The organism is Stenotrophomonas sp. TWI169 (assembly GCF_039674705.1).
In the GTDB taxonomy this organism is placed as follows: Bacteria; Pseudomonadota; Gammaproteobacteria; order Xanthomonadales; family Xanthomonadaceae; genus Stenotrophomonas; species Stenotrophomonas maltophilia_P.
Genome location: NZ_JBDJOB010000005.1, coordinates 188,674 through 210,856, shown reverse-complemented (window position 1 = coordinate 210,856; position 22,183 = coordinate 188,674). Strand labels below are relative to the sequence as shown.

At 68.3% G+C, this 22,183-nt stretch carries 15 protein-coding genes; 2 read left to right on the top strand and 13 right to left on the bottom strand.

What is annotated here, in order from left to right; genetic code table 11:
- Positions 1-53: 53 nt before the first annotated feature.
- The 11 genes from ABE543_RS06145 to ABE543_RS06095 form a co-directional block, all read right to left on the bottom strand.
- The gene (locus ABE543_RS06145) at positions 54-1,748 is read right to left on the bottom strand and encodes a BatD family protein (RefSeq protein ID WP_346475438.1); all 1,695 of its coding nucleotides are present in this window, start codon (positions 1,746-1,748) and stop codon (positions 54-56) included.
- The gene (locus ABE543_RS06140) at positions 1,745-3,550 is read right to left on the bottom strand and encodes a VWA domain-containing protein (RefSeq protein ID WP_346475437.1); all 1,806 of its coding nucleotides are present in this window, start codon (positions 3,548-3,550) and stop codon (positions 1,745-1,747) included. Before ABE543_RS06140 ends, ABE543_RS06145 begins: the two co-directional genes overlap by 4 nt.
- Positions 3,547-4,551 (bottom strand): VWA domain-containing protein, encoded by a 1,005-nt coding sequence (locus ABE543_RS06135; protein ID WP_346475436.1) that lies wholly within the window; start codon positions 4,549-4,551, stop codon positions 3,547-3,549. The genes ABE543_RS06140 and ABE543_RS06135 overlap by 4 nt, the downstream gene beginning before the upstream one ends.
- The gene (locus ABE543_RS06130; RefSeq protein ID WP_053518464.1) at positions 4,548-4,997 is read right to left on the bottom strand and encodes a DUF4381 family protein; all 450 of its coding nucleotides are present in this window, start codon (positions 4,995-4,997) and stop codon (positions 4,548-4,550) included. The genes ABE543_RS06135 and ABE543_RS06130 overlap by 4 nt, the downstream gene beginning before the upstream one ends.
- Entirely contained in the window at positions 4,994-5,923 is a 930-nt protein-coding gene (locus tag ABE543_RS06125) for a DUF58 domain-containing protein (RefSeq protein WP_346475435.1), read from the bottom strand. The genes ABE543_RS06130 and ABE543_RS06125 overlap by 4 nt, the downstream gene beginning before the upstream one ends.
- An 8-nt stretch (positions 5,924-5,931) precedes the next feature.
- On the bottom strand, positions 5,932-6,957 hold the full coding sequence (locus ABE543_RS06120; RefSeq protein ID WP_180875905.1) for a MoxR family ATPase: 1,026 nt from the start codon (positions 6,955-6,957) through the stop codon (positions 5,932-5,934).
- Positions 6,958-7,129: 172 nt separating this feature from the next.
- Positions 7,130-9,100 carry a type IV pilus secretin PilQ family protein gene (locus ABE543_RS06115; protein WP_053518459.1) on the bottom strand — a complete coding sequence of 657 codons (1,971 nt, stop codon included), beginning with the start codon at positions 9,098-9,100 and terminating at the stop codon, positions 7,130-7,132.
- Positions 9,101-9,121: 21 nt separating this feature from the next.
- Positions 9,122-9,655 (bottom strand): pilus assembly protein PilP, encoded by a 534-nt coding sequence (locus tag ABE543_RS06110; RefSeq protein WP_053518457.1) that lies wholly within the window; start codon positions 9,653-9,655, stop codon positions 9,122-9,124.
- Positions 9,655-10,311, bottom strand: coding sequence for a type 4a pilus biogenesis protein PilO (gene pilO / locus ABE543_RS06105; protein WP_053518455.1), 657 nt, complete (start codon positions 10,309-10,311; stop codon positions 9,655-9,657). The genes ABE543_RS06110 and pilO overlap by 1 nt, the downstream gene beginning before the upstream one ends.
- The gene (locus ABE543_RS06100; protein WP_253118325.1) at positions 10,308-11,138 is read right to left on the bottom strand and encodes a PilN domain-containing protein; all 831 of its coding nucleotides are present in this window, start codon (positions 11,136-11,138) and stop codon (positions 10,308-10,310) included. The genes pilO and ABE543_RS06100 overlap by 4 nt, the downstream gene beginning before the upstream one ends.
- Positions 11,138-12,196, bottom strand: a complete 1,059-nt coding sequence (locus tag ABE543_RS06095; protein ID WP_053518451.1) for a pilus assembly protein PilM — start codon at positions 12,194-12,196, stop codon at positions 11,138-11,140. The genes ABE543_RS06100 and ABE543_RS06095 overlap by 1 nt, the downstream gene beginning before the upstream one ends.
- A gap of 219 nt (positions 12,197-12,415) precedes the next feature.
- Here ABE543_RS06095 and ABE543_RS06090 point away from each other — a divergent pair, with 219 nt between their 5' ends.
- The gene (locus ABE543_RS06090; RefSeq protein WP_346475434.1) at positions 12,416-14,836 is read left to right on the top strand and encodes a penicillin-binding protein 1A; all 2,421 of its coding nucleotides are present in this window, start codon (positions 12,416-12,418) and stop codon (positions 14,834-14,836) included.
- Positions 14,837-14,990: 154 nt separating this feature from the next.
- Positions 14,991-15,638: a hypothetical protein gene (locus tag ABE543_RS06085; RefSeq protein ID WP_065175739.1), complete on the top strand. Its 648-nt coding sequence runs from the start codon at positions 14,991-14,993 to the stop codon at positions 15,636-15,638.
- A gap of 84 nt (positions 15,639-15,722) precedes the next feature.
- On the opposite strand, the gene ABE543_RS06080 is transcribed toward ABE543_RS06085, so the two are convergent.
- Together ABE543_RS06080 and ABE543_RS06075 are read right to left on the bottom strand one after the other, a co-directional pair.
- The gene (locus ABE543_RS06080) at positions 15,723-21,422 is read right to left on the bottom strand and encodes an ESPR-type extended signal peptide-containing protein (RefSeq protein ID WP_346475433.1); all 5,700 of its coding nucleotides are present in this window, start codon (positions 21,420-21,422) and stop codon (positions 15,723-15,725) included.
- Between the two features lie 51 nt (positions 21,423-21,473).
- On the bottom strand, positions 21,474-22,181 hold the full coding sequence (locus ABE543_RS06075) for a pilus assembly protein (RefSeq protein ID WP_197600564.1): 708 nt from the start codon (positions 22,179-22,181) through the stop codon (positions 21,474-21,476).
- Positions 22,182-22,183 lie beyond the last annotated feature (2 nt).

The following is a 22,183-nucleotide window of genomic DNA, read 5'->3' as shown; positions in this document are numbered from 1 at the left end:
AGGTTTCCTCGAAAAATGAATGCACTCTAACAAAGCGCGCAAGCGGCGCCGGTTCAGGTTCGGCGCTGCGGATACAGCGGCGCCAGCCCAGTGTCGGTGCCGCGGGCGGTCCCCGACCAGTGTGGTCCGTCACGGAAGGCCTCGCGCAACCGCACACGCAGTGGTGCCGGCTCTCCCTGCCCGCCCCATCGCACCTGCTGGAGCTCCTGCAGCACCTGGCGCTGGTTCGGATCACCCAGCCTGGCGATGACCTGCTCCAACCGCGGTACAGCTGCCATCGCGCACAGCTGCGCTTCGACCTGGTCGAAGCCCTCGCCGTCCAGCACCCGGCGCAGTTCGGCGACGCTGCCGCGTCCTTCGCTGGCTTCCGGCCCGGACGGCGGCCCCGGCGGGCGAGTGGCACCGCGCATGGACGGCCCACCGCGTCCGCGCTGCCAGCCCCACAGCAGGGTCAGCAGCCACAGCAGCGCCAGGCCGATCACCGCGGCAATCCAGGGCCAGGGCTGGCTCGGTGTCCCCGAGGTGATCGGATCGGTGGCCGCGATGCGCGTGTCGTCGTCGGGCAGCGCTGCATCGGTGTCGATCGGCGGCGGCGCGGCGGGCGCGGCAGTGCCCGTACCGGCGCTGACTGTCAGCGCCAGGTCCGGCAGTCGTGCCTGCTGCGCGCTGCCGTCGCGCACGTTCCACCATGACACCCTCGGCCCCGGCACCTGCAGCGGACCCGGCTGGCGGGGCACGACGGAGTAACGACGGGTGATCTTCAACCGCGGGGTGCTGCCAGTGAAGGTCTCTTCGTACTGCGCCGGTTCGGCGAACACCTGCGCCGCCGTGCCGAGGTCCGGAACCGGAAGGTCGGTGAACTGGGCACGGGTGGCACCTTCGGCGATCGCTTCGACCACGATGGTGGCCGCCTCGCCGGTACGTGCAGTACTCGGCGCGCTGGTATAGCGCAACTGCAGGCCCTGCAACGGCAGCCACGGCTGCGGCGCCTGCACCGGCTGTGCCTGCACCTGCAGCGTGCGGTCGGCGCCGGTGGCGTTCATGCGGCCATCGCCCCCTCCGAAAAAGTCATCGAAGAAGCCGCCTGCGCTGCGGCCGTTGAAGCGCGCGCCGGCCAGGCGCAGTGTCCCGCTGCGCTCGGGAATCAGCAGGAAGCGGCGCTCGACCACGTTGTAGCGGCGTCCGTTGACCTGCCTCACGTCGGTGCGGTCGTCGCCCACCCGCTGCAGCGAGGCACCGGCGGGCGTATCCACGATGAGCTCGCCGGAGGCCAGCTGCGAGGCGAAGAACAGGCGCACGACCACGCCAACGCTCTGCTGCACGTAGGGCGTGTCATCGTCGACATCGGTCTGAATGAACGCCATGGCCGCACCGTTGGCAGCGGTGACCGGGGCGGCGGCGTCCACCTGCAACGTCAGCGGTGCGGTCTGCGCAGCACCCACCTGCAGGGCCGGGATCGTCAGCGCGCCACTGCGTCGCGGTGTCAGCGCCACGCCATACAGACTGCGTTGCTGCATGCTGCCGTTGCTCCACTCCACCTGGCGGCTGCTGGTCTGCCCACTGAGATCGAAGTCACCGCGCAGCGGCGTGAAGTCCGGCGCACCGGCATCACTCTGCACGTTGAGGGTGACCGTATCCCCCATCGCGATGCGATCGCGGTCCAGCCATGCCCGCGGCTCTGCCCAGGCCATCAATGGCAGCCACAGCAGCAGCATTGCCGCACACCGGCGTAGGCCGTGCATGTTCATCGCCCTTCCCTCTTCCTGCGTTCGTTTTCCAGCTGGAACTTGGCACGCAGCAACGCGCCCGGATCATCCGGTACGCGCCGCATCCAGGCGTCCACCGCCTGTTGTTCCTCACGCTGGCGCGGCGTGCGGCTGTCATCGCCCGCCACGGTCGGATCATTCTTTTCCCGGCCCTCGCGCCCCTGTTCGATGGCCTGCTGCATGCGCTGTCGCTGCTGCGCGTCGGCCTCGGCCTGCGCATGGGCGTCCCCGGCCTGGGGCGGTGACGGCGGTCCCTGATCACCACGCTCACCGGGCCGCGGTTGCGGCTGGGCGCCGGCGTCTGAGGGCGGGGGGCGCTGCGAGGGCGCCTGCGGCTGTCCCTGCCCCGACGGCTGGCCCTGCTGTGGCTGGCCCTGCTGATCCTGCGGCGTCGAGGACGGCTTCCGGGGCGGATTCTGCTGTCCCGGGTTCTGCCGCTGGCCACCCGGCGGCTTGCGCTTGCGTGCAGCATCGACAACCGCACGGTTGGCCACCGCGTCGGCCATCCCCGGCTGCAGGGCCAGTGCGCGATCGTAGGCGGCTATGGCATCGTCGTACTGGCCCTGGCGGGCCAGCACATTGCCGAGGTTGTACCAGCCGGCCGCGGTGTCGAGCCCTTCGAACTGCTGCCGGGCACGTGCGAAGTCACCCTGGCGGTAGGCCTGTACGCCTTCGGCCAGACGCTGATGCTGCACCTGGTCCGCCCGCTTCCACAGCGTGCCCTGCACCGGCCGCGTCTGTGCCTGCGCCTGCGCCTGCGCGCCGTCCGTCCACGGCAACAGGCCGACCGCCAGCACGGCAGCCAGCAGCGCACGCCGTCGGAACGCCAGCAGCGCAAGCAGCATCAACGGCGGCAGCAACCAGAAGCCTTCGTCGCGCCATTGGTGACCGGTACCCGGCCGCTGCAGCGCTGTGCCCTCACGGGCATCGAGCACACCCAGCGCGCGCAGGTCGCGGTCATCGGCGGCGATCCGCACATAGCGGCCGCCGCCGGCCGTCGCCACGGCGCGCAGGCGGCCTTCGTCCAGCGCGGCCTGGCGGATCTGGCCGCTGCTGTCGCGGTACGCGGCACCGCCCGGAGTTCCCAGACCCAGCACCGACACCTGCAGCCCCAGGCTGCGGGCCTGCGAAGCAGCGAGTTCGGCCTCATCGTCAGCCTGGTCGGTGACCACCAGGATCTGCCCCTGGGGCGTGCCGGTCTGCCGCATCAGCCGTGTCGCCCAATCGATGCCACGATCGGCACGCTGGCCATCGCGCGGCATGACATCCGGCGACAGCGCGTCCAGATAGAGCGCGACATTGCTGGCATCCTCGGTCAACGGAGCGACGGTATAGGCATCGTCCGCATAGACGATCAGCCCAACCTGGCCACCCTCGCGGGCGCGCAGCAACGTGCCGATCTTGGCCCGCGCCTGCAGCAGGCGCGACGGCGGCAGGTCGGTGGCGGTGATCCGGCTGGACAGGTCCAGCACCACCAGCAACGGTGCGCTGGCCTGGAACATCGGCTGCGCCTGCTGTCGCCAGCTGGGCCCGGCCAGGGCCAGGCACGCCAGCGTCCAGCCCAGCAGCTGCGCCCACGGCAGGCGCATGCGACGGCGCGGCCCCGACGCCAGCAGATGGGGCAGCAGATGGGCATCGACCGCCTGCCGCCATGCATCGCTGCGGCGCTGTCGATACACCGCTACGGCCACGATCAACGGCAGCGCGGCCAACGCCCACAGCCAGTCAGGCCGCAGGAAATGCAGCGCGTTCCAGTCCGGCAGATGGGATGCCAGGGCGATCATCGACGACGCTCCGGCCATGCCCACGCAAGCGCACCGAGCAGCAGCGCCACGCCCAGCGGCCAGGGATAACGCTCATCGCGCGGGCGCAGGACCGGCCCCTTCTCCGCGATGGGCTCCAGCCGGTCCAGCTCGGCATAGATGCCTGCAAGCTCGGCCGTGTCGCGGGCGCGGAAGAACTGGCCGCCGGTCATCCGGGCGATCTGCCTGAGCGTCGCCTCGTCCACCGGGTCCTGGTCGGCGGAAATCGGAATGCCGAGAAAGCGCATGCTGCCATCGCCGCCAAAGGCGACGGTGTGGATGCGCACACCCTCGGCACGCGCTACCTCCGCCGCACGCAGCGGTTCCAGCACGCCTGCATTGCTGACGCCATCGGTGAGCAGGATCAGCACACGCTGGCCCTCGGGCTGGCCGCGCAGGCGCTTGACTGCAAGGCCGATGGCATCGCCGATGGCGGTCTCGCGCCCGGCCAGGCCGACCACGCTGTCGCGCAGCTGGTCGCGGACGCTGGCCAGGTCGGCAGTGAGCGGGGTCAGCGTATAGGCCCGATCACCAAAGATCAGCAGGCCGATGCGATCGCCTGCACGACGGTCAAGAAAGTCGGCCAGCACGGCCTTGGCGGCGGTCAGCCGATCGACGGCCTGACCGCCGAGCACCATGTCGGCCTCGCCCATGCTGCCGGACACGTCCATCGCCAGCATCATCTGGCGCCCCTGCAGCGGCGGTGTGATCGCCTCGCCCAACTGCTGCGGCCGCGCCAGCGCCACGCACAGCGCGATCCAGCCCAGCCACAGCAGCAGCGCACGCCACCTGTGCGCATCGATACGGCCTGCTCCGGCCAGGGCCTCCAGTTCGGTCGCGGCATAGGGCACGCGCAGCGCAGCGCCGGGGGCGGCACGGCGCTTCCAGGCCAGCATCAGCAACGGCAACGGCACCGCCAACAGCGCCAATGGCCAGGCCAGCTGCAGGTCCGGCCAGGGCCAGTAACTCGCCAGCGCACTCATCGGCGCCGCTCCTGCAGCATCGCCAGGTAACGTCCGCGTGCCCAGCGGCGCAGCACTGCGACATCGGCCGCATCCACCTGCGGCCGGTACGCGCCCTCGGCAAGCAGATCGCGCTGCGCCGCCGGCAACGTCGCCTGCGGATCCACCCGCTGCCACCAGGCGTGGTCATGCAACGCTTCGCTGCCCGGCCGTGCCTGACGCGCGGCACGGCGCAGCAGGCCCGCAATGGCCGCCACCTCAGCGGCGGCATCGGTCGCGCCCGCCAGCTCGCGATCAAACGCCTGCAACCAGCGCTGCTGACGCCGACGGCGACGCCACCACAGCAGGGCGAGGATCAGCAGCGCCAGCAGCAGAACCGCCCCGATCATCAGATAGCCGGGGGCCGGTGGCCACCACGACGGTGCCGGTGGCAGCTGCACATCGCGCAGGGGCAGCGCTGCGCTCATGCGGGTACCTCGGTAGGCGCCGGCGCCAGCCAGGCATCGCTGGCCGCATCACTGCTCAGTACCTGCACATCGATGCGGCGTGCCCCCAGCTGGCGCTGCAGTTCCTGCAGCGGTTCAACGAAATGCGCATGCCACTGCGCCTGCACGTCGCCGCGGCGCAGGTCCAGTACGATGCGCTGCTGGGCGGCAAGGAACTGCAGGGGCGCCGACGGTGGCTGCAGCTCCAGCGGATCGACCAGCAGCACCAGGCTGAGGTCGTGATGCTGGGCCAGCGCTCCCCATCGCGCCGGCGCAATGCGGATGGCCTGCTGCGGGTCGGCCAGCACCAGCAGCCGTGCACCCGGACGCAGAACGCGCGCCGCGTGGTCCAGCGCGCGCTCCAGACCCAGATCATCGGCCGGAGGTTGCGCATACCAGCGCGTCAGCGCGTCGAGCACGCGCAGCACGCCACGTGGTCCGCCGGCTGGCGCTACCGGCGCTTCGCGGTCACTGCCGCGCAGCGCACCGATGCGGTCGCCGCGGCGCTGCGCCGACCAGGCGGCGACTGCACCGGCACGCGCAGCCTGCACCGACTTGAAACGCACGCGGGTGCCGAAGTACAGCGCGGGTGAGGTATCGGCCACGATCAGACTGACCCGTTCGCGTTCGGCCTGGAACAGCTTGGTATGGGCACGACCGGTGCGCGCGGTCACGCGCCAGTCGATATGACGGGCATCGTCACCGGCGACGTACTCGCGCGATTCCGCGTACTCCATGCCGCGCCCGCGCAGCGGCGACGGTGCCTGCCCCGCATTGCCGGCGCGGCCGCGACGGGGCGGCGGCGGACGCTGGGCCAGACGGCGCAGCGCCACCAGCTCGGCCAGCTGCGGGCGCAGTCCATCGCCTTCGCTGGCGGACACTCCATGCTCCTGGGATGTATCGGTCATGCGCAGGCTCAGGGTGCCGGCACCCGGGCCAGCAGTTCCTGCACCAGCCGTTCGCCATCCCAGCCTTCGGCGGTCGCCTCGTAGCTCGGCAGCACGCGGTGGCGCAGCACGTCCGCAGCCACCGCACGCACGTCATCAGGGGTGACGAAGTCACGGCCGGCCAACCATGCGCGCGCACGCGCGCAACGCTCCAGCGCGATCGAACCGCGCGGGCTGGCGCCCCACGCGATGCGACGGCCCAGCGCGGGGTCGTAGCGGGCCGGATCGCGGGAGGCCAGCACCAGCTCCACCAGGTAGCGTTCCAGGGCCGGTGCCATGTGCAGGTCCAGTACCTGGCGACGCGCCTGGAAGACATCCTGCATCGGCATTTTCTCCGGGGCCGCCGGGGCTTCACCCAGCGCGCCGCGCGCACGTTCGCGCGCCAGCCGCAGGATTTCCGCCTCGGCCGTCTGGTCCGGATAACCGATGCGCACATGCATCAGGAAGCGGTCCAGCTGCGCTTCGGGCAACGGGAACGTGCCCTCCTGCTCGATCGGGTTCTGCGTGGCCATCACCAGGAACAACGAGGGCAACGCATAGGTGTGGCGACCCACGGTGACCTGGCGCTCGCCCATCGCTTCCAGCAGCGCCGACTGCACCTTGGCCGGTGCACGATTGATTTCATCGGCCAGCAGGATCGGATGGAAGATCGGGCCCGGCACGAATTCGAAACGGCCTTCCTGCGGGCGCCAGATCTCGGTACCGGTCAGATCGGCAGGCAACAGGTCCGGGGTGAACTGCACGCGCGCGAAATCGGCCTCCAGGCGCGCTGCCAGGGCGCGGATGGCGGTGGTCTTGGCCAACCCGGGCGCGCCCTCCACGAGCAGATGGCCATCGGCCAGCAGCGCGATCAGCAGGCGCTCGACCAGGGCGGCCTGGCCGACGATCTCGGCCGACAGCGCTTCGCGCAACGTGTTGAACGCCGCGTGCAGGCGGGACGTGGCCGGCGTGGCAGCCGGCATTGCAGATTCGGGCATCGGCGGGGGCAGGTTCATGAGGGCCTTTGACCGGCACAGGACGGCACGGGTTCCCGACATCATCGCAGGGTGCCCCGGCGATGGCATCAAGAGACGCTGAACAGCGTCCACGCCCTGCGTGGATGCATGGCCGCAACGCAGACGGGGCCGCACATGGCGGCCCCGTTTCGCACCTGCTGCAGGCGGTGGCTCAGTTCTGCTTGGCTACGCGCAGCACCTTCGGCGTCACGAACACCAGCAGCTCGGCCTTGTCCTTGTTGCGACCGCGCTTCTTGAACAGATTGCCCAGGAACGGCACATCGCCCAGGAACGGCACCTTGCTGATGCTGTTGCGATCGGTGAACTCGTACACACCGCCGATCACTACGGTCTGGCCGTCCTCGACCAGCACCGCGGTATTGACTTCGCGGCGGTTGATCGACGGCACCGTACCGTAGCCCTGCAGTTCGATCAGGCGATCGACTTCATCCTTCTTGACCTGCATGTTCAGGAACACGCGGTTGTCATTGGTGATCGTCGGGGTCACCCGCAGCTCCAGCACGACTTCCTTGAACTGCACGTTCGGCGTCGAACCCGCGCCCCCGGCGGCACCGGTACCGCTGATGGTGACGTAACCGATCTCCTTGCCCTGCTTGATCATCGCCTCGCGCTGGTTGGTGGTGACCACGCGCGGATTGGAGATCACTTCGCCACGCGATTCCTCCTGCATGGCCGACAACTCGACATCCAGCAGGTAGCCCGCGTTGAGGATCGACAGCGCCAGCGAACCCGGGTTGTTGGCCAGGGCCACCGGCAGGTTCCAGTTCAGGCCACGCTCGATGGTCGAGCCGGTCGGCACCGGTGCCGGACCGACACTGCCACCGGCCTGCCACTCACGCACGGCCTTGGCATTTTCCAGCGCGGTATCGACCTGCGATTTGCGGGTCTTGGCGTTGGCGTCGAGGCTGCCGCTGAAGTAGACATTGTCGCGGCTGCCGCTGATGCCGAACTTCGCACCCAGTTCGCGGGCGAAGGTGTCGGTGGCGATCACGATGCGGCTTTCGATCAGCACCTGGTCCACTGGACGATCGATCACCCCGATCAGTTCGCGCATGCGTGCGATCTTCTTGGGGATGTCGCTGATCATCAGCGTGTTGGTGCGCTCGTCGGCAACGATGCGGCCGCGCGTGGACAGGAACCCGCTTTCCTCCTGCGACGAGGAACCGCCACTTCCACCACCGCCACCGCCGCCGATGCCCTTGGCCTCGGTCAGCGCTTTGAAGATCTGCGTGGCGCTGTGGTAGTTGATCTGCACGTAATCGGTCACCAGGTCTTCGCGGTTCTCGATGGCGATGCGGGCGTCTTCCTTCTCCTGCTCGAACTTGGCCAGCTCGGCCTGCGGCGCGACCCAGATCACGCTGCCATCGCGACGCTTGTCCAGGCCCTTCGCGCGCAGCACGATGTCCAGCGCCTGGTCCCACGGAACGTTGACCAGGCGCAGGGTCACGTTGCCCTGTACCGAATCGGACGCCACGACATTGAGGTTGGATTCTTCGGCGATCAACTGCAGCACCGTGCGCACCGGCACGTCCTGGAAGTTGAAGGTGACCGGCTTGCCCGAGTAGCCACGCTGGCCGACGGCCTTCGCCGCCTGGGTGACCGTACCGGCGTTGACCGCACCGACGGCGGCGGGCGCCTGTCGCGGACTGATCTCGACCACGTATTCGTTGCCGCTCTGGTAGGCCAGCGACTCCACCGTACCCGCCGTGCTCAGCACCAGCTGGGTCCCGGCGCCCGATGGCTTGGCATCGATGCGCTGCACGGGCGTGGCAAAGTCGACCACGTTCATCGGCTTCTGCAGGTTGGCCGGCAGGCGCGCGTTGCCCACGTCGACCACGACGTTGCTGCCCTGCGTGCGCAGGTCGGGAATCGCGCCCTGGCCGTCGAACTGCAGGATCAGGCGGCCGACGCCGTCATCGCCGCGCTTGAAATCGATCTTGGACACCGACAGGCCAGTTGTCGCCGGGGCCGAAGGGGCCACCGCGGTGCTGGCCGGTTTCTCCGCCGGTGCGGCGGCCAGCGCCGGAGCGCAGGCCAGCATCAGCGCGACTCCCAGCGCGCTGACACGGTTCAAGGTAGAGCGCCGGATGGGACGCAGCCCCTTGGCTTGGTGAAAGGTCATCGTGCTATCCCCAGTAAACGATCATTGATCTTCCAGCGCGAGCGTCGCTGGCCGTTCCAGCCAACCACCCGCGCCATCCGGCACCAGTTCGATCAGTTCAACGCGGTCCTCGAAGACCGCGGTGACCCGCCCGTCGCTCTGCCCCAGGTAGCCGCCCGGGCGGACCCGGTAGGTGACCTTGTCCGGCCCCATCACCAGCGCGACGGTGCTGCCGCCGGTGCCGATGGTGCCGACCATGTCCAGTGCGTCCAGCGGGAAGCCCTCCAGGGGCTCCTTGCGCCGGTTCGGGTCCGGTCGCAATCCGCCGTTCCCCTGCTGCGGATTGGTCCAGGCATCGGTGAACGGATCGCGCATGCCCTGCGCGGAGTATTCGAAGGTCTCGAACTGCTGCATCACCGGCAGCGGCTCCAGCGGCTGCGCCGGTCGCGCACGCTCGCCCTCCACCCACTTCTCCAGGTTCGGCGCATCGCCCGGCGTGCTGGTCACGCCGCGGCCACAGCCGGCCAGCAGCAGGACCGCCAGCACCATCGACCCGCGTACGATCTGTGCGCGCATCACTTCCCGCCCTCCTTGCCGGCGTCAGCACTCTGCTGCGCCTGCACTTCGGCTTCGTCCAGATACCGGTAGGTCTTGACCGTGCCGGACAGCTCCAGCGCACCTGCGCGGACGTTGCCGCTGGTCTTGTCCTTGGGCTTGAGGTTGATGTCGTGCATGGTCAGGATGACCACCCGCGGCAACGAAGCCACGCCGCTGACGAACGCACCGAACTGGTGGTAGCTGCCCACCATCCGCAGCTTGATCGGCTTCTCGGCGTAGAACTCCTTGATCTGCTCGGACTCGGGTTCGAACAGCTCGTTGGACAGGCCGCTGGACAACGCGGTCTGCGAGATGTCGATGATCAGGTCCGGCATTTCGGTCTTGCTCGGCAGCTGCCGCAGCATCTGCTGCAGCACCTGCTCCATCTGTGCCAGCTGCTGCTTCAGCGGCGCCAGGTTCACCGCACGTTCCTGCTGCTTGGTGAACTCGGTGCGCAGCTCGGTCTCCTGCCGCTCCAGGCCCTCCAGTTCCTCGCGCTTGCCACTGATCAGCAGCATCCACGCCACGAACATGATGACCAGCGCCAGCAGCGCGCAGAAGACGATCTTGGCCTTCTGCGGCCAGTTGCCGATGTCGTTGAAATCCAGGTTCTTGAGATCGATCTTCTGGCTCATGCGCGATCCCCCTGCAACGGGGCGTGGAAGGCCTGCGGCGGCTGTGCCAGGCGGCTGCCCTCCGGCTTGGCCGGCGCAGCGGCCGGCGGGGCCGTTGCCGGGGGCGGCGTGGTGGCGGGTGCGGTGGCCGGTGCGGCGGGCGCGGCGGCTTCGGGCGCGGCCGACAGCGGTGCGACCGGTTCGGCGGCTGCGGCCGGTGCCACGGTGCCATCGGCATTCAGGCCCGGCGGCGCGGTGGCCTCCTCGCTCTGCGCCGGCAGCTTCACCTTGACCACGAACACATACGGCAGCGCCTTGATGTCCGATACCGGGCCCGGGCGACCGTCCTTGTCCTTGTCCGGCTCACGCGCCTCGATGATCGACAGCTCCGGGCTGGCCATCCAGCCGGACGTCTCCAGGTTGCGCATGTACGCCGAAACGCGGGCGTTGGACTGGGTACGGCCTTCCAGGGTAAGGGTGTCCCCTTCCTGCTTCAGGGCGGTCAGCACGACGCCATCGGGAATGGTGCGCACCAGCGCGTCGAACAGGTGGACCATCTGCGAGCGCTTGGCCTGCAGTTCCTCGATCACCTTCTTGCGCGCCAGCAGCCGCTCCTTCTGCGCGTCGAGGCGGTCGATCTCCTTGTTCTGCTCCTTGACCTTGTCGATCTCGGCCTGCAGGTAGGCATTGCGGTCCATCTGGCCGCTGACCTGGCGGTCGTAGTAGAACCAGATCATCAGCGACAGCAGCAGGCCACCCACGGCGGCCATGCCCAGCATTGCGTAGAACTCGCGCTGGCGTTGCTTGCGCCGTTCGGCGCGCCAGGGCAACAGGTTGATGCGTGCCATCAGTCGAAGCTCCTCAGCGCCAGACCGGTCGCGATCATCAGCGCGGGAGCATCCTGGGCCAGCGCATGCGCGTTCACCTTCGGTCCCAGCGTCATCTGCGCCAGCGGATTGGCGACCACGGTCGGCACACCCAGCTGCTCCTCGACCATTTCCGGCAGGCCCCCAAGAACCGCGCAGCCTCCGGCCAGCACGATATGATCGACACGATTGAATTCGCTGCCGGCGTAGAAGAACTGCAACAGGCGGCTGATCTGCTGGACCGTGGCTTCCTTGAACGGCTCCAGCACTTCCATCTCGTAGCTTTCCGGCAGCCCGCCCTGGCGCTTGGCCAGGCCGGCTTCCTCGTAGCTCAGGCCGTAGCGGCGCATGATCTCGTCGGTCAGCTGCTTGCCGCCGAACACCTGTTCGCGGCTGTACAGGCTGCGCCCGCCGCGCAGGACGTTCAGGGTGGTCATCGTGGCGCCGATGTCGACCAGCGCGACCACGCCGTCGGTGGACACCGGCAGCTCACTGGCAACCAGGGCGAAGGCGTTCTCGACCGCGAAGGCCTCCACGTCCATCACCTTGGCCTGGAGGCCGCCGAGTTCCAGCGCCGACTGGCGCAGTTCCACATTCTCGGACCGCGACGCGGCCAGCAGCACCTGGACCATCTCCGGGTTGTTCGGGATCACCCCGATCACCTCGAAGTCCAGGTTCACTTCCTCGATCGGATAGGGAATGTAGTTGACCGCTTCCAGCTCGATCTGCGCTTCCATGTCGTTCTCGTCGAGCTCGGCCGGCATCGGGATCACCTTGGTGATCACGGCCGAGCCGGCCACGGCGGCGGCGGCCTGCTTCGCCTTGCTGCCGGAACGGTTCAACGCCCGGCGGATGGCCTCACCCACGGCCTCCACCTCGACGATGTTCTTCTCCACGACCGCATTCGGCGGCAGTGGTTCCACGGCGTAATGTTCCACACGGAAACGATTGCCACTGCGGGAAAGCTGCAACAGCTTTACCGCAGTCGAACTGATGTCGACGCCAATAAGCGGCGACTGACTTTTTGGGATGAGCCCCACGGTTTCTCCCCTGCCGACGGGCACTTGGACGCAAGAACTGCGACCGCGCATTAATAACGTATTCTTAGCAAATGGCAACCGCCCTGCTGTGAATTCCCTCACAGGTTCACGATGCAGCCCCTGGCGTTTCCCCTTGCGCTCCCCGGTGCCGACCCCAGCCGCCACCTTGCGTAATCTATACTCTGCGACCACGAAATTCGCAATCGGAATCTGAACCCGATGACTCGACTCCGCCGCTGGCTGCGCTGGATCTTCCTGATTGTCCTGGTCCTGGCGCTGATCGGTGCGGCCGCTGTGGGCGGTCTCTACTACGCTGTGTCCTCCAAGCTCCCCGACGTGCAGACCCTGCGCGACGTGGAGATGCAGGAGCCGATGTACGTCTATGCCGCCGACGGCAAGCTGATGGCGGTGTTCGGCGAGACCCGGCGCACCCCGGTCACCATGAAGGAGGTGCCGGAGAAGCTCAAGCAGGCTTTCCTGGCCACCGAGGACGCCCGCTTCTATGAACATGGCGGCGTGGACTACAAGGGCATCGCCCGCGCGGTGTGGCTGCTGGCCACCACCAACGACAAGCGCGTGCCCGGCGGGTCCACCATCACCCAGCAGGTGGCCCGCCAGTTCTTCCTCAGTTCCGAGTACAGCTACACCCGCAAGCTGGCCGAGATCCTGCTGGCCCGCAAGATCGAGTCCGAGCTGAGCAAGGACGAGATCTTCGAGCTGTACCTGAACAAGAGCTTCTTCGGCAACCGTGCCTACGGTGTGGCCGCGGCAGCGGAGTTCTACTACGGCAAGAAGCTGGCCGAGCTGGACCTGGATGAGATGGCCTCGCTGGCCGGCATCCCGAAGTTCCCCTCCTCCGGCAACCCGATCTCCAACCCGGAACGCGCCCGCCAGCGCCGCGACAACTATGTGCTGCAGCGCATGGCCGATCTGAAGTTCGTCAGCCAGGCCGAGGCCGATGCGGCCAAGGCCGTGCCGATGCATGCCACCGCGCATGAGCCGCCGGTGCAGGTCGAGGCGCCCTACGTGGCCGAACTGGTGCGCCAGGAGATGATCGCGCGCTTCGGCGGCGATGTGGTCAACAAGGGTTACCACGTCACCACCACCATCGATTCGACCCTGCAGACCGCGGCCAACCTGTCGGTGCGTGACGGCCTGCTGCTGTATGACCACCGCCACGGCTGGCACGGCGTGGAGAAGCAGGTGCAGCTGGGGGCCGGCGACGATGCCGCAGCCCTGGCCGAACATCTGCGCGGCATCCCGGCGCAGGCAGGCCTGCTGCCGGCGATCGTTGCCAGCGCCGGTGCCGATGGCAGCGCCACGGTGGTGCTGGCCAACCGCAGCGAGATCGTGCTGCCGGCCGGTGCCGCCCGGTGGACCAACAAGACCCCCGGCAAGCTGGTGCAGCGCGGCGACATCGTGCGTGTGCGCGCCGGCGACAAGGAGGGCGAATGGCTGCTGGACCAGATCCCGCGCGGCCAGTCCGCGCTGGTCTCGCTGGATGCCCACAGCGGTGCGCTGAAGGCGCTGGTCGGCGGTTTCAGCTTCTCCGGCAACAAGTTCAACCGCGCCACCCAGGCCCGTCGCCAGCCCGGTTCGAGCTTCAAGCCGTTCGTCTATGCCGCAGCGTTCGACAAGGGTTACAACCCGGCTTCGATCGTGCTTGATGCCCCGGTCGTGTTCCGCGACCGCCGCGGCAAGACCTGGGCACCGCAGAACGATGGCGGTGGCTTCCGCGGCCCGATGCGCCTGCGCGAAGCCCTGGTGCAGTCGCGCAACCTGGTCTCGGTGCGCCTGCTCGACGGCATGGGCGTGGACTACGCCCGCAAGTACATCAGCGAGTTCGGCTTCGCCGAATCGGAGCTGCCGCCGAACCTGTCGATGTCGCTCGGCACCGCCTCGCTGACCCCGCTGTCGGTGGCCCGTGGCTATGCCGTGTTCGCCAACGGCGGCTCGCGCGTGGACACCTGGCTGATCGACCAGGTGAACGACCGCGACGGCAACCTGGTGTTCAAGGAGAACCCGGCACTGGCCTGCCGCGACTGTACCGGCAGCAGCGACCAGCCGGTCAGTCAGGTCGTGGACGGCTTCAACTTCGGTGCCCCGGCCCCCACGCCGGACCCGGCCGCCGCCAAGGCGCAGGCCACCACCGAAACCGCTGCCGCACCGGTCAACCCGGATGCGCGCACCGCGCCGCGCGCGATCGATGCACGCACCGCCTACCAGCTGGTGTCGATGATGCGCGATGTGGTCCAGCGCGGTACCGGTACCCAGGCCAAGGTGCTCGGCCGCGAGGACGTGGGCGGCAAGACCGGCTCCACCAACGACCACCGCGATGCCTGGTTCTCCGGCTTCGGCGGCCCGTACGTGACCACCGTGTGGGTGGGCCGCGATGACTTCCGTTCGCTGGGTTACCGCGAATACGGCGGCAAGGCCGCGCTGCCGATCTGGATCGAGTACATGCGCACCGCGCTGAAGGACACGCCGATCGCGCAGAACGACCCGCCCAGCGGCATGGTGCAGACCACGCTCAACGGCGCGACCGAATGGGTCAAGGTGGAGGACATGGATCGCCTGACGGACTACGACCTCAACCTCAATACCCCGCAAGCCGACGCGGCTGCGTTCGATATCTTCTGACGCGCGCCGCGGGCGTCACCGTCGAGCCGGCGCATGCCCGGCTCGACGGCCCGGCCAGCCGAGCGTGGGCCGGCCCCGTATCCCTGTTCCATTCCCCACGCAGATGTCACACCGTTGCGCTAGTCTGTAGCCAGGTCGCAACAGGAGTTCCCGCATGCATCGCGCCCGCCAGCATGCCACCACCCAGACCCGTGAGCGTCGTCACCGCCTCGCCCACGAAGCCGCCCGCCTGATGGCCGAAGGCGGCATCCGCGACTTCCACCAGGCCAAACTGAAGGCGGCCAGCCGGCTCGGCATCCATGACGATGCCTCGTTGCCCCGCAATGTCGAGATCGAGGATGCGCTGCGCGAGTACCAGCGCCTGTTCGCTGGCCCCCAGCACGGCAACGAGCTGCAGCGCCGTCGCGAAGCTGCGCTGCGCGCACTGGAATTCCTGCATGCCTTCGCCCCGCGCCTGGTCGGCCCGGTGCTGGACGGCACCGCCGATGCCAACAGCCCCGTGCAGGTCCATCTGCACAGCGACGACCCCGAAGCCGTGCATCGCTTCCTGGACGAACAGGGCATTCCGGCCGAGTCGCGCGTGCGCCGGCTGCGCCTGGACCGCGAGCGCAGCCTGGACGTGCCGGTCTGGGTGTTCAGTGCGGAGGAACTGACGTTCGACCTGGCCGTGCTGCCGTATGACGCCCTGCGCCAGGCACCGCTGTCACCGGTCGACGAGAAGCCGATGCGGCGCGCCTCGCAGGCCCAGCTGCGCGAACTGCTCAGCCAGGAGCAGATCGAAAGCTATCTCGGCAGCATCTGAGCCCCACAACGCAGACGCCCCACGCGGCGGACCGCGTGGGGCGTCGTCATGCATCAGGGCGACCGGACCGCGTCGCCCTGCCGGTTACCAGCCCACGCCGAAGCCCACGCCCACGGTGCGCTCACCGCTGTTGGTGAAGGCACCATTGAGGCTGAAGGTGGCCGAGCCGCGCTCGTTGAGCACGCGCTGGTAACCCACCGCCAGCGCCGACTCGCCTTCGGCATGGCCCACACCCGCGCCGAGGCGGTTGTAGGTCTGCAGGCCGGCGGTGTTCATCGCCATCGCCGCCTGCGCACTGCCCATTGCCGCCATCCGGTTCAGGCGCTTGTCCATCCGGTCCAGCCGGCGGTCCACGCTGGCCATCGCCTGGTCGGTGTAGGCCTGCGCCTGGTTCACCGCCTGATCCACGGCACGCGAGTCCACCTGCGGCAACGGATCGTCGGCTTCCGGCTTCGGCTTCGGCGTGTCGGTGGAGGCCACCGACGGCGCGTCCTTGACCGGCGGTGCCGGGGTCTGGCTGTCCGCCGGCGACTCGCCAGCGACGTCGTCCACCGCTGCCTGGCGGCTGGCCGTCGCCGACCCGTCGATCTGCGACTGCAGTCCGTCGATGCGGCCGTTGAGCTGCTGCTGCACGGCGTGCAGCTGACCACCATTGACCGCATCGCGGCTGCCCGGCGCGATCATGCCGTTGGCCACGTTGCCCAGCACCCTGCCGTGTTCCCCGGCCAGCCGCAGCTGGCCGGTACCGTCATTGCGGACGCCGCCATCGTCGAACAGGCGTTCGAAGCGCGCATCGATGCTGGCCAGATCCCGGCGCGTGTCGACCACCGCGCCGTCGAGCGACTTCAGCGCATCACCGACCGTGGCCTGCCGCTGGCCCTGCACGTGGAACTCCGGCGCGACGATGTTGCCGTCGGCATCCATGCGCATGTCGCCGCCGAAGGCCGCGAAGGCGCTGCGGAGCTGGGAGACGGTGGTGAGGTCGCTGGCATCGCGGCCGTTGGCAGCGTTGGTTACGCGACGCTTGAGAGTCGCATGCCCCAATGAAACTTCATTGGCTCCTCGCGCTTCAGACCATGAGCCAAGTGCAACACTCTGAGTGGCGCCAGAGTGAACTACAGCGGAAGAACCAAGTGCGACACCATTGAGCACTTGCACTTGTGAGCGTGCACCCAGCGCAAAGCCATTCTCCGCACCCTCATGAACCAATGCCGCGCGACCCAGAGAAACTGAATTTTTGCCCCGAGCTTGAGCAAAACTGCCGATTGCAGTGGCTCCCTCAGCCATAGCCAATGTGTCACTTCCCATTGCCGTTGCCAGAAGCCCTGCTTGAGCTGGCTTGCTCAGCTCGTCATAGCCTACGATGGCATACAGGTGCTTCTCCTCCAGGCCAGCGATCCGCTGGTTGCTGGCATGAAGCTGCCCGCCCGTAACCACCTCCCGGCTGCCGGCGTGGCTGATATCACCCTCGCCGACGTTGATGAGGCGCGCGCCACCGAAATCGACGGCGGAACGGTCGGCGCCGAAGCGCACGGCACTGGCATCCGCCATCGCCCGCGCCTGATCCAGCGTATTGAGGCGCGCGTCCATTGCATCCAATCCGCCGCGATTGCTGTCCACGCCTGCATCCAGCGCGGCCAGTGCATCGCCTACCGTGCCGTGTATGGAGCCCTGCACACCATAGGAGGGAGCAATCACGCTGCCATCCGCGGCAAAGCCCGCGCCGCCGCCGAGAGCGCTCACCACGCCGGAGAGCTGGTCGACATTAGCGAGGTCATTTCCGGCGATGCCGTTCATCGCATTCGTGACTCTACGCAGAATTCCACCGCCACCCAATGAGACCTCATTGACGTCGGTAGCGACTGATCCCCAACCCAAAGCGACGCTATTGCGTGCTCCTTCGAGAACCTTTGTGGAACCGCCCAATGCAATACCGTTCTGAACATTCACCTGGGACCGTGCGCCCAAAGCGAAGCCATCCTCCGCACCTTCACGGACAAGGGCTGCGCGCCCCAACGATACGGAGTTCTTGCCCCACGCCTGTGCGAAGCTGCCAACCGCAGTTGCCCCTTCTCCCATTGCCTTGGTGTCGCTGCCCATTGCCGTTGCAAGAATCCCAACCTCGGCAGCACCGCTCCATTCGTCATATCCGACAACCACATACTTCTGCGCCTCCTCCAGCACCGACACCCGCTCATTGGTCACGAACAGCTGCCCGCCCGTGACCGCCTCGCGGCTGCCTGCACCGATCTCGCCCTCAGCCAGGGCGACCAGACGCGCATCCTTCAGGTCCACCGTGCCATCCTCGCCGAACTGCACGACGCTGCCCAGGTCAGGCGTGTAGTTGTCGAAGTCCACGCGCAACGCATCCAGGTCGTCCCGCGCGGATGCGATCTGTGCGCCCTGCTCGGTCACCTTCGTATTGGTGGCGAACAGCTGCGCGCCATTGACCGCCTCGCGGCTGTCGGCACTGAGTTGTCCGTCGCCCACGGCGAGCAGGCGGCCTCCCTCGAGGTCGACATTGCCGCCTGCGTCGAAGCGCACCACATCGGACAGGTCCGGATCGAAGCCCTCGAAGTCCTCGCGCAGGCGGTCGATGTCCGTACGGTTGCGGGCGATCTGCGCGTTGCTGTCGAACAGCTGGCGGCCGCTGACTGCATCGTCGCTGGTGGCCGACAGTTGACCGGCGGCAACGCCGTGCACGCGACGCGCCTGGTTGCCCTGGTTGCGCACATCCAGCACGCCGCCGCTGTTGGCGGCTCCCAGTCGTACGTCGCCGGTGGACGAGGTCTGGCTGAGCAGGCCACCGAGCACGTTGGCCTTGCCCTGTGCATCGTTGGCGGTGGACTGGGCGGCGTTGGCCACGCTGTGCGCCGTATTGGCCAGGGTGGTGGCCGTGGTCACGTTCTGGTTGGTGGTGTTGAGCTGGCGACCACTCACCGCGTCGGTACTGGCTGCACTCAGCACACCATCGGCGACGCCACTGATACGACGGCTGGCGTTGCCCTGGTTACGGACATCGAGGACGGTGCCACTGTTCTGCGCGCCCAGCCGCAGATCGCCGCCGGCTGCCGCCTGGCCGACCAGGCCACTGAGCGTGGCGGCGGTGGCGGTGACCTGCGTGACGTTCTGGTTGGTGGCATGCAGCTGCCGGCCACTGACCGCATCGGCACTGGTGCTGCTGAGTGCCGCGTCGGCCACGCCGGTGACGCGACGGTTGGCGCTGGACTGGTTGCGCATGTCCACCGCGCCACCGGTATTGCTGGCACCGACGCGGACGTCGCTGTTGCCGGCACTCTGGCTGAGCAGCCCCCCCAGCGCGTTGGCCTTGGTCTGCGCATCGTTGGCGATGCTGTGTGCGGTGTTGGCCAGCGCATTCACCGTGGCGAGGTTCTGGTTGGTGGCATGCAGCTGCCTGCCGGTCACCGCCTCGGCGCTGGTGGTGCTCAGCGTTCCGTCAGCCACATTGACGATGTTCCGCTTCACCGTGGCACTGCCCACCGAGACCTGGTTGGCGCCGGTCGCCACCGAGCCCGCGCCCAAGGCGACGCTGTTGCCCGCCTGCGCATTGACCTTGGCGTTGGTGCCCAGTGCGATGGCGCCGCTGGAGGTGGCATCCACGGCGGCACGATTGCCCAGCGCCACCGAGGAGTCAGCCGCGGCGCCCGCCAGGGTGCCCGCGCCCACCGCGTTGGCGCCAGCCGCGCTGGCCTGGTAACCGAAGGCGTTGCTGTGGGAGCCCTCCGCTTTCGCCGAATGGCCGACCGCCACGGCATTGCCACCCGCCGACGCCCCCTGGCCGACGGCGGTGGTGGTGCTGGCCAGGGCCGTCAGCGCGCGTGTGGCATCGGCCTGGGCCGCAGTAGCCGCCTGGCTGACTGCGGTGACATTCTGGTTGGTCGCATGCAGCTGCTTGCCGGTGACCGCCTCGGTGCTGGTGCTGCTCAGCGTGCCATCGGCCACATTGACGATACGGCGCTTGAGCGTGGCATTACCGACTGAGACCTGGTTGCTGCCGGAGGTGGTGGAGGAACTGCCCAGCGCCACCGAACCGGTGTGGTTGGCCAGCGCGCGGTCGCCAAGGGCGGCACTGCTCTCGGCCGTCGCTTCGGACAGATTGCCGACAGATGTAGCGAAGCGGGCGCTGGCCACACTGCCGCGGCCCAGCGCCGTAGCCTGGTTGCCTGTGGCCGCCGCCTGATAGCCCAGTGCGGTGGCATGGATCACGTCGGCCTTGGCGTCGTTGCCGATGGCCACGGCACGATCGCCGGTGGCCGAGGCACGCAGGCCCGATGCCACGCCGCCATTGCCGCTGCGCGAGCCGGTGCCGAGCGCCACGCCGCCGTTGGACGCGGCAACGCGCTCACCGGCCGCATTGACGCCGCTGCGGGCATTGTTGCCCAGTGCAAGACCGTCATTGTTGTAGGCCAATGCCGCATTGCCGATGGCCACGCCGTTGTCGCCCCCCTCGGTCCGCGCGCGGTTACCCAATGCCACTGCACTGCTGCCGTCCGCAGATGCCAGGGTGCCCATCGCCACGGCGTTGCTGCCGGCGCTGGACGCCTGGAAACCCAGGGCGTTGCTGTAGCCACCGGACGCATCGGCGGCATTGCCGATGGCGGTGCTGTTGGTGCCCGTTGCAGTGGCACCGGTCCCAATCGCGATGCGGCTGCCATCCAGCCTGGCCAAGGCCTGCCCGGCTTTCGTCGCAGCCTGGTCTGCGGCCGTCTTCGCCGCGTTCGCCGTGCCCGTCGCGCTGGCGATGCTCTGGTTGGTGGCGTGCAGCTGCTTGCCGGTCACTGCTTCGCTGCTGGTGGTGCTCAGGGTGCCATCGGCCACATTGACGATGCGGCGCTTCAGGGTGTCATTGCCCACCGAGACCTGGTTGCTGGCACTGGTGACCGAGCCGGCGCCCAGGGCCACTGCATTGCTCTGCCCGGCATTGGCGTTGGCACCCAGCGCCACGGCCTTGCCGTGGCCGTCGGTCACGGCGTTCTGGCCGATGGCGATGCCCGCATCGTAGCCGCCGGAGCGCGCACCGCTGCCGATCACGATGGCGTGGTGTGCGTTGCCGTTGGCAAGTCTGCTGCCGTCACCGATGACGACGGATCCCTGCGCCTGTGCCTGCGCATTGTTGCCCAGCGCTACCGATCTGGATCCCGACGCCTGTGCCCTCGGCCCCATCGCCGTGGCATCGCTACCCTCGGCCCGGGCATTGCGCCCGACCGCGACCGCACTGTTACCGGACGCGCCAACGTAGCTGTTGAGGCCGATCGCGACGGCCCCGACTCCCAGCGCCGTGGCGCTTTTGCCGATCGCAGTGCCCCCTTCGCCGCTTCCCGTGCCCGCATTGATGCCGATGGCCACGCCACCGGCAAGTCCCTGGGCATTGTTGCCGATACCGATGCCGTCGAACGCCGTGACCGAACCCACGCCGATGGCCACGCCCTTGGTGCTGTTGACCGTGGAACCTCCACCGATCAGCACGTTCTGGTAGCTGGTAGTGCCGACACTGCGCGACGTGGCAGGCGAGCCGATGAACGCGCTCATCAACGCGTCCCACTCTGCCGGTGCTGCGTCAGCCTCCGCCGCAATGGCGTCGGGCACGATCAACGGATCCGATGCAACCTCGGTCGCGAACGCGGGAGCGGCCAGCATCACGCACAGGGCGGCGGCAAGCGGGCGTGCCGCCGAAGCCGGCTTGCCGCGCGAACGGGTGTGCTCGCTGGCCACGGCCCAGCAGCGCAGGCGGGTATTCCAGATCAAACGGTAGATGCGATTCATCGATGTCTCGGTGGTTGGGAAACGGGAACCTGGGGGCGCAAGGCCAGGCAGTCAGGGCTGCAGCGTCTGCCGGTGCTCACGGAAGCCGGCGTGGCTGAGCCGGTAGTCGATCTCCACACGCCCGCCAGCGCGGGGCACGAACGGCAGCGTCATCGCCGCGCCGGGGTAAAGGCTGCGTTTGATTTCGTGCGTGGTGCAGCGGCCGTCTGCGGCGCAGTCCTGCACCTGGTTGACGCCGAGCCGCAGCGTGCCGCGGTTCAACAGGCGATCACCGTCCAGGGCCATCTCGACGCGCCCCTCGGCGGGCAGCACATTGACCAGCACGCCCCAGACCAGGCTGACGCCCAGCGTGGCGCTGGCGCCCTGCACCGGCACCTCCGGCGTGCTGTCATCAGGACCGCGTACGCCTTCGAAGTAGATGCGGAACGCGGTTTCCTGCTCGACCGGCTGCAGCGGAATGATCCGTATCAGGCGCGTGCCGCCTCCTGCCAGACCGAAGCGTCCTGGCGTGACCGCCATGACCGCTGCGGTGCCGACGGCCTCATCGACTTCTTCTTCGTGGTCACTGGCCGGGTGCAGGATGCGTTTCACCGTGGCCTGCACGTACTGCGGCTGCGGTGATTGCGAGTGCACGCGCACGGTCGTGGTCTTGCCGGCTTCGGCGTGCACGCGCATGGGGTGGACGTTGAGATTGGCCAGCACCGGTGCCGCTGGCAGAAGGGCCAGCAGCAGCGCGCCGGCCAGGGGAATCTTGCTCATGG

Coding starts and splice junctions, on each gene's coding strand:
- ABE543_RS06145 (WP_346475438.1), bottom strand. CDS start 1,748: ATGAACATGCACGGCCTACGCCGGTGTGCGGCAATGCTGCTGCTGTGG.
- ABE543_RS06140 (WP_346475437.1), bottom strand. CDS start 3,550: ATGATCGCCCTGGCATCCCATCTGCCGGACTGGAACGCGCTGCATTTC.
- ABE543_RS06135 (WP_346475436.1), bottom strand. CDS start 4,551: ATGAGTGCGCTGGCGAGTTACTGGCCCTGGCCGGACCTGCAGCTGGCC.
- ABE543_RS06130 (WP_053518464.1), bottom strand. CDS start 4,997: ATGAGCGCAGCGCTGCCCCTGCGCGATGTGCAGCTGCCACCGGCACCG.
- ABE543_RS06125 (WP_346475435.1), bottom strand. CDS start 5,923: ATGACCGATACATCCCAGGAGCATGGAGTGTCCGCCAGCGAAGGCGAT.
- ABE543_RS06120 (WP_180875905.1), bottom strand. CDS start 6,957: ATGAACCTGCCCCCGCCGATGCCCGAATCTGCAATGCCGGCTGCCACG.
- ABE543_RS06115 (WP_053518459.1), bottom strand. CDS start 9,100: ATGACCTTTCACCAAGCCAAGGGGCTGCGTCCCATCCGGCGCTCTACC.
- ABE543_RS06110 (WP_053518457.1), bottom strand. CDS start 9,655: ATGCGCGCACAGATCGTACGCGGGTCGATGGTGCTGGCGGTCCTGCTG.
- pilO (WP_053518455.1), bottom strand. CDS start 10,311: ATGAGCCAGAAGATCGATCTCAAGAACCTGGATTTCAACGACATCGGC.
- ABE543_RS06100 (WP_253118325.1), bottom strand. CDS start 11,138: ATGGCACGCATCAACCTGTTGCCCTGGCGCGCCGAACGGCGCAAGCAA.
- ABE543_RS06090 (WP_346475434.1), top strand. CDS start 12,416: ATGACTCGACTCCGCCGCTGGCTGCGCTGGATCTTCCTGATTGTCCTG.
- ABE543_RS06085 (WP_065175739.1), top strand. CDS start 14,991: ATGCATCGCGCCCGCCAGCATGCCACCACCCAGACCCGTGAGCGTCGT.
- ABE543_RS06080 (WP_346475433.1), bottom strand. CDS start 21,422: ATGAATCGCATCTACCGTTTGATCTGGAATACCCGCCTGCGCTGCTGG.
- ABE543_RS06075 (WP_197600564.1), bottom strand. CDS start 22,181: ATGAGCAAGATTCCCCTGGCCGGCGCGCTGCTGCTGGCCCTTCTGCCA.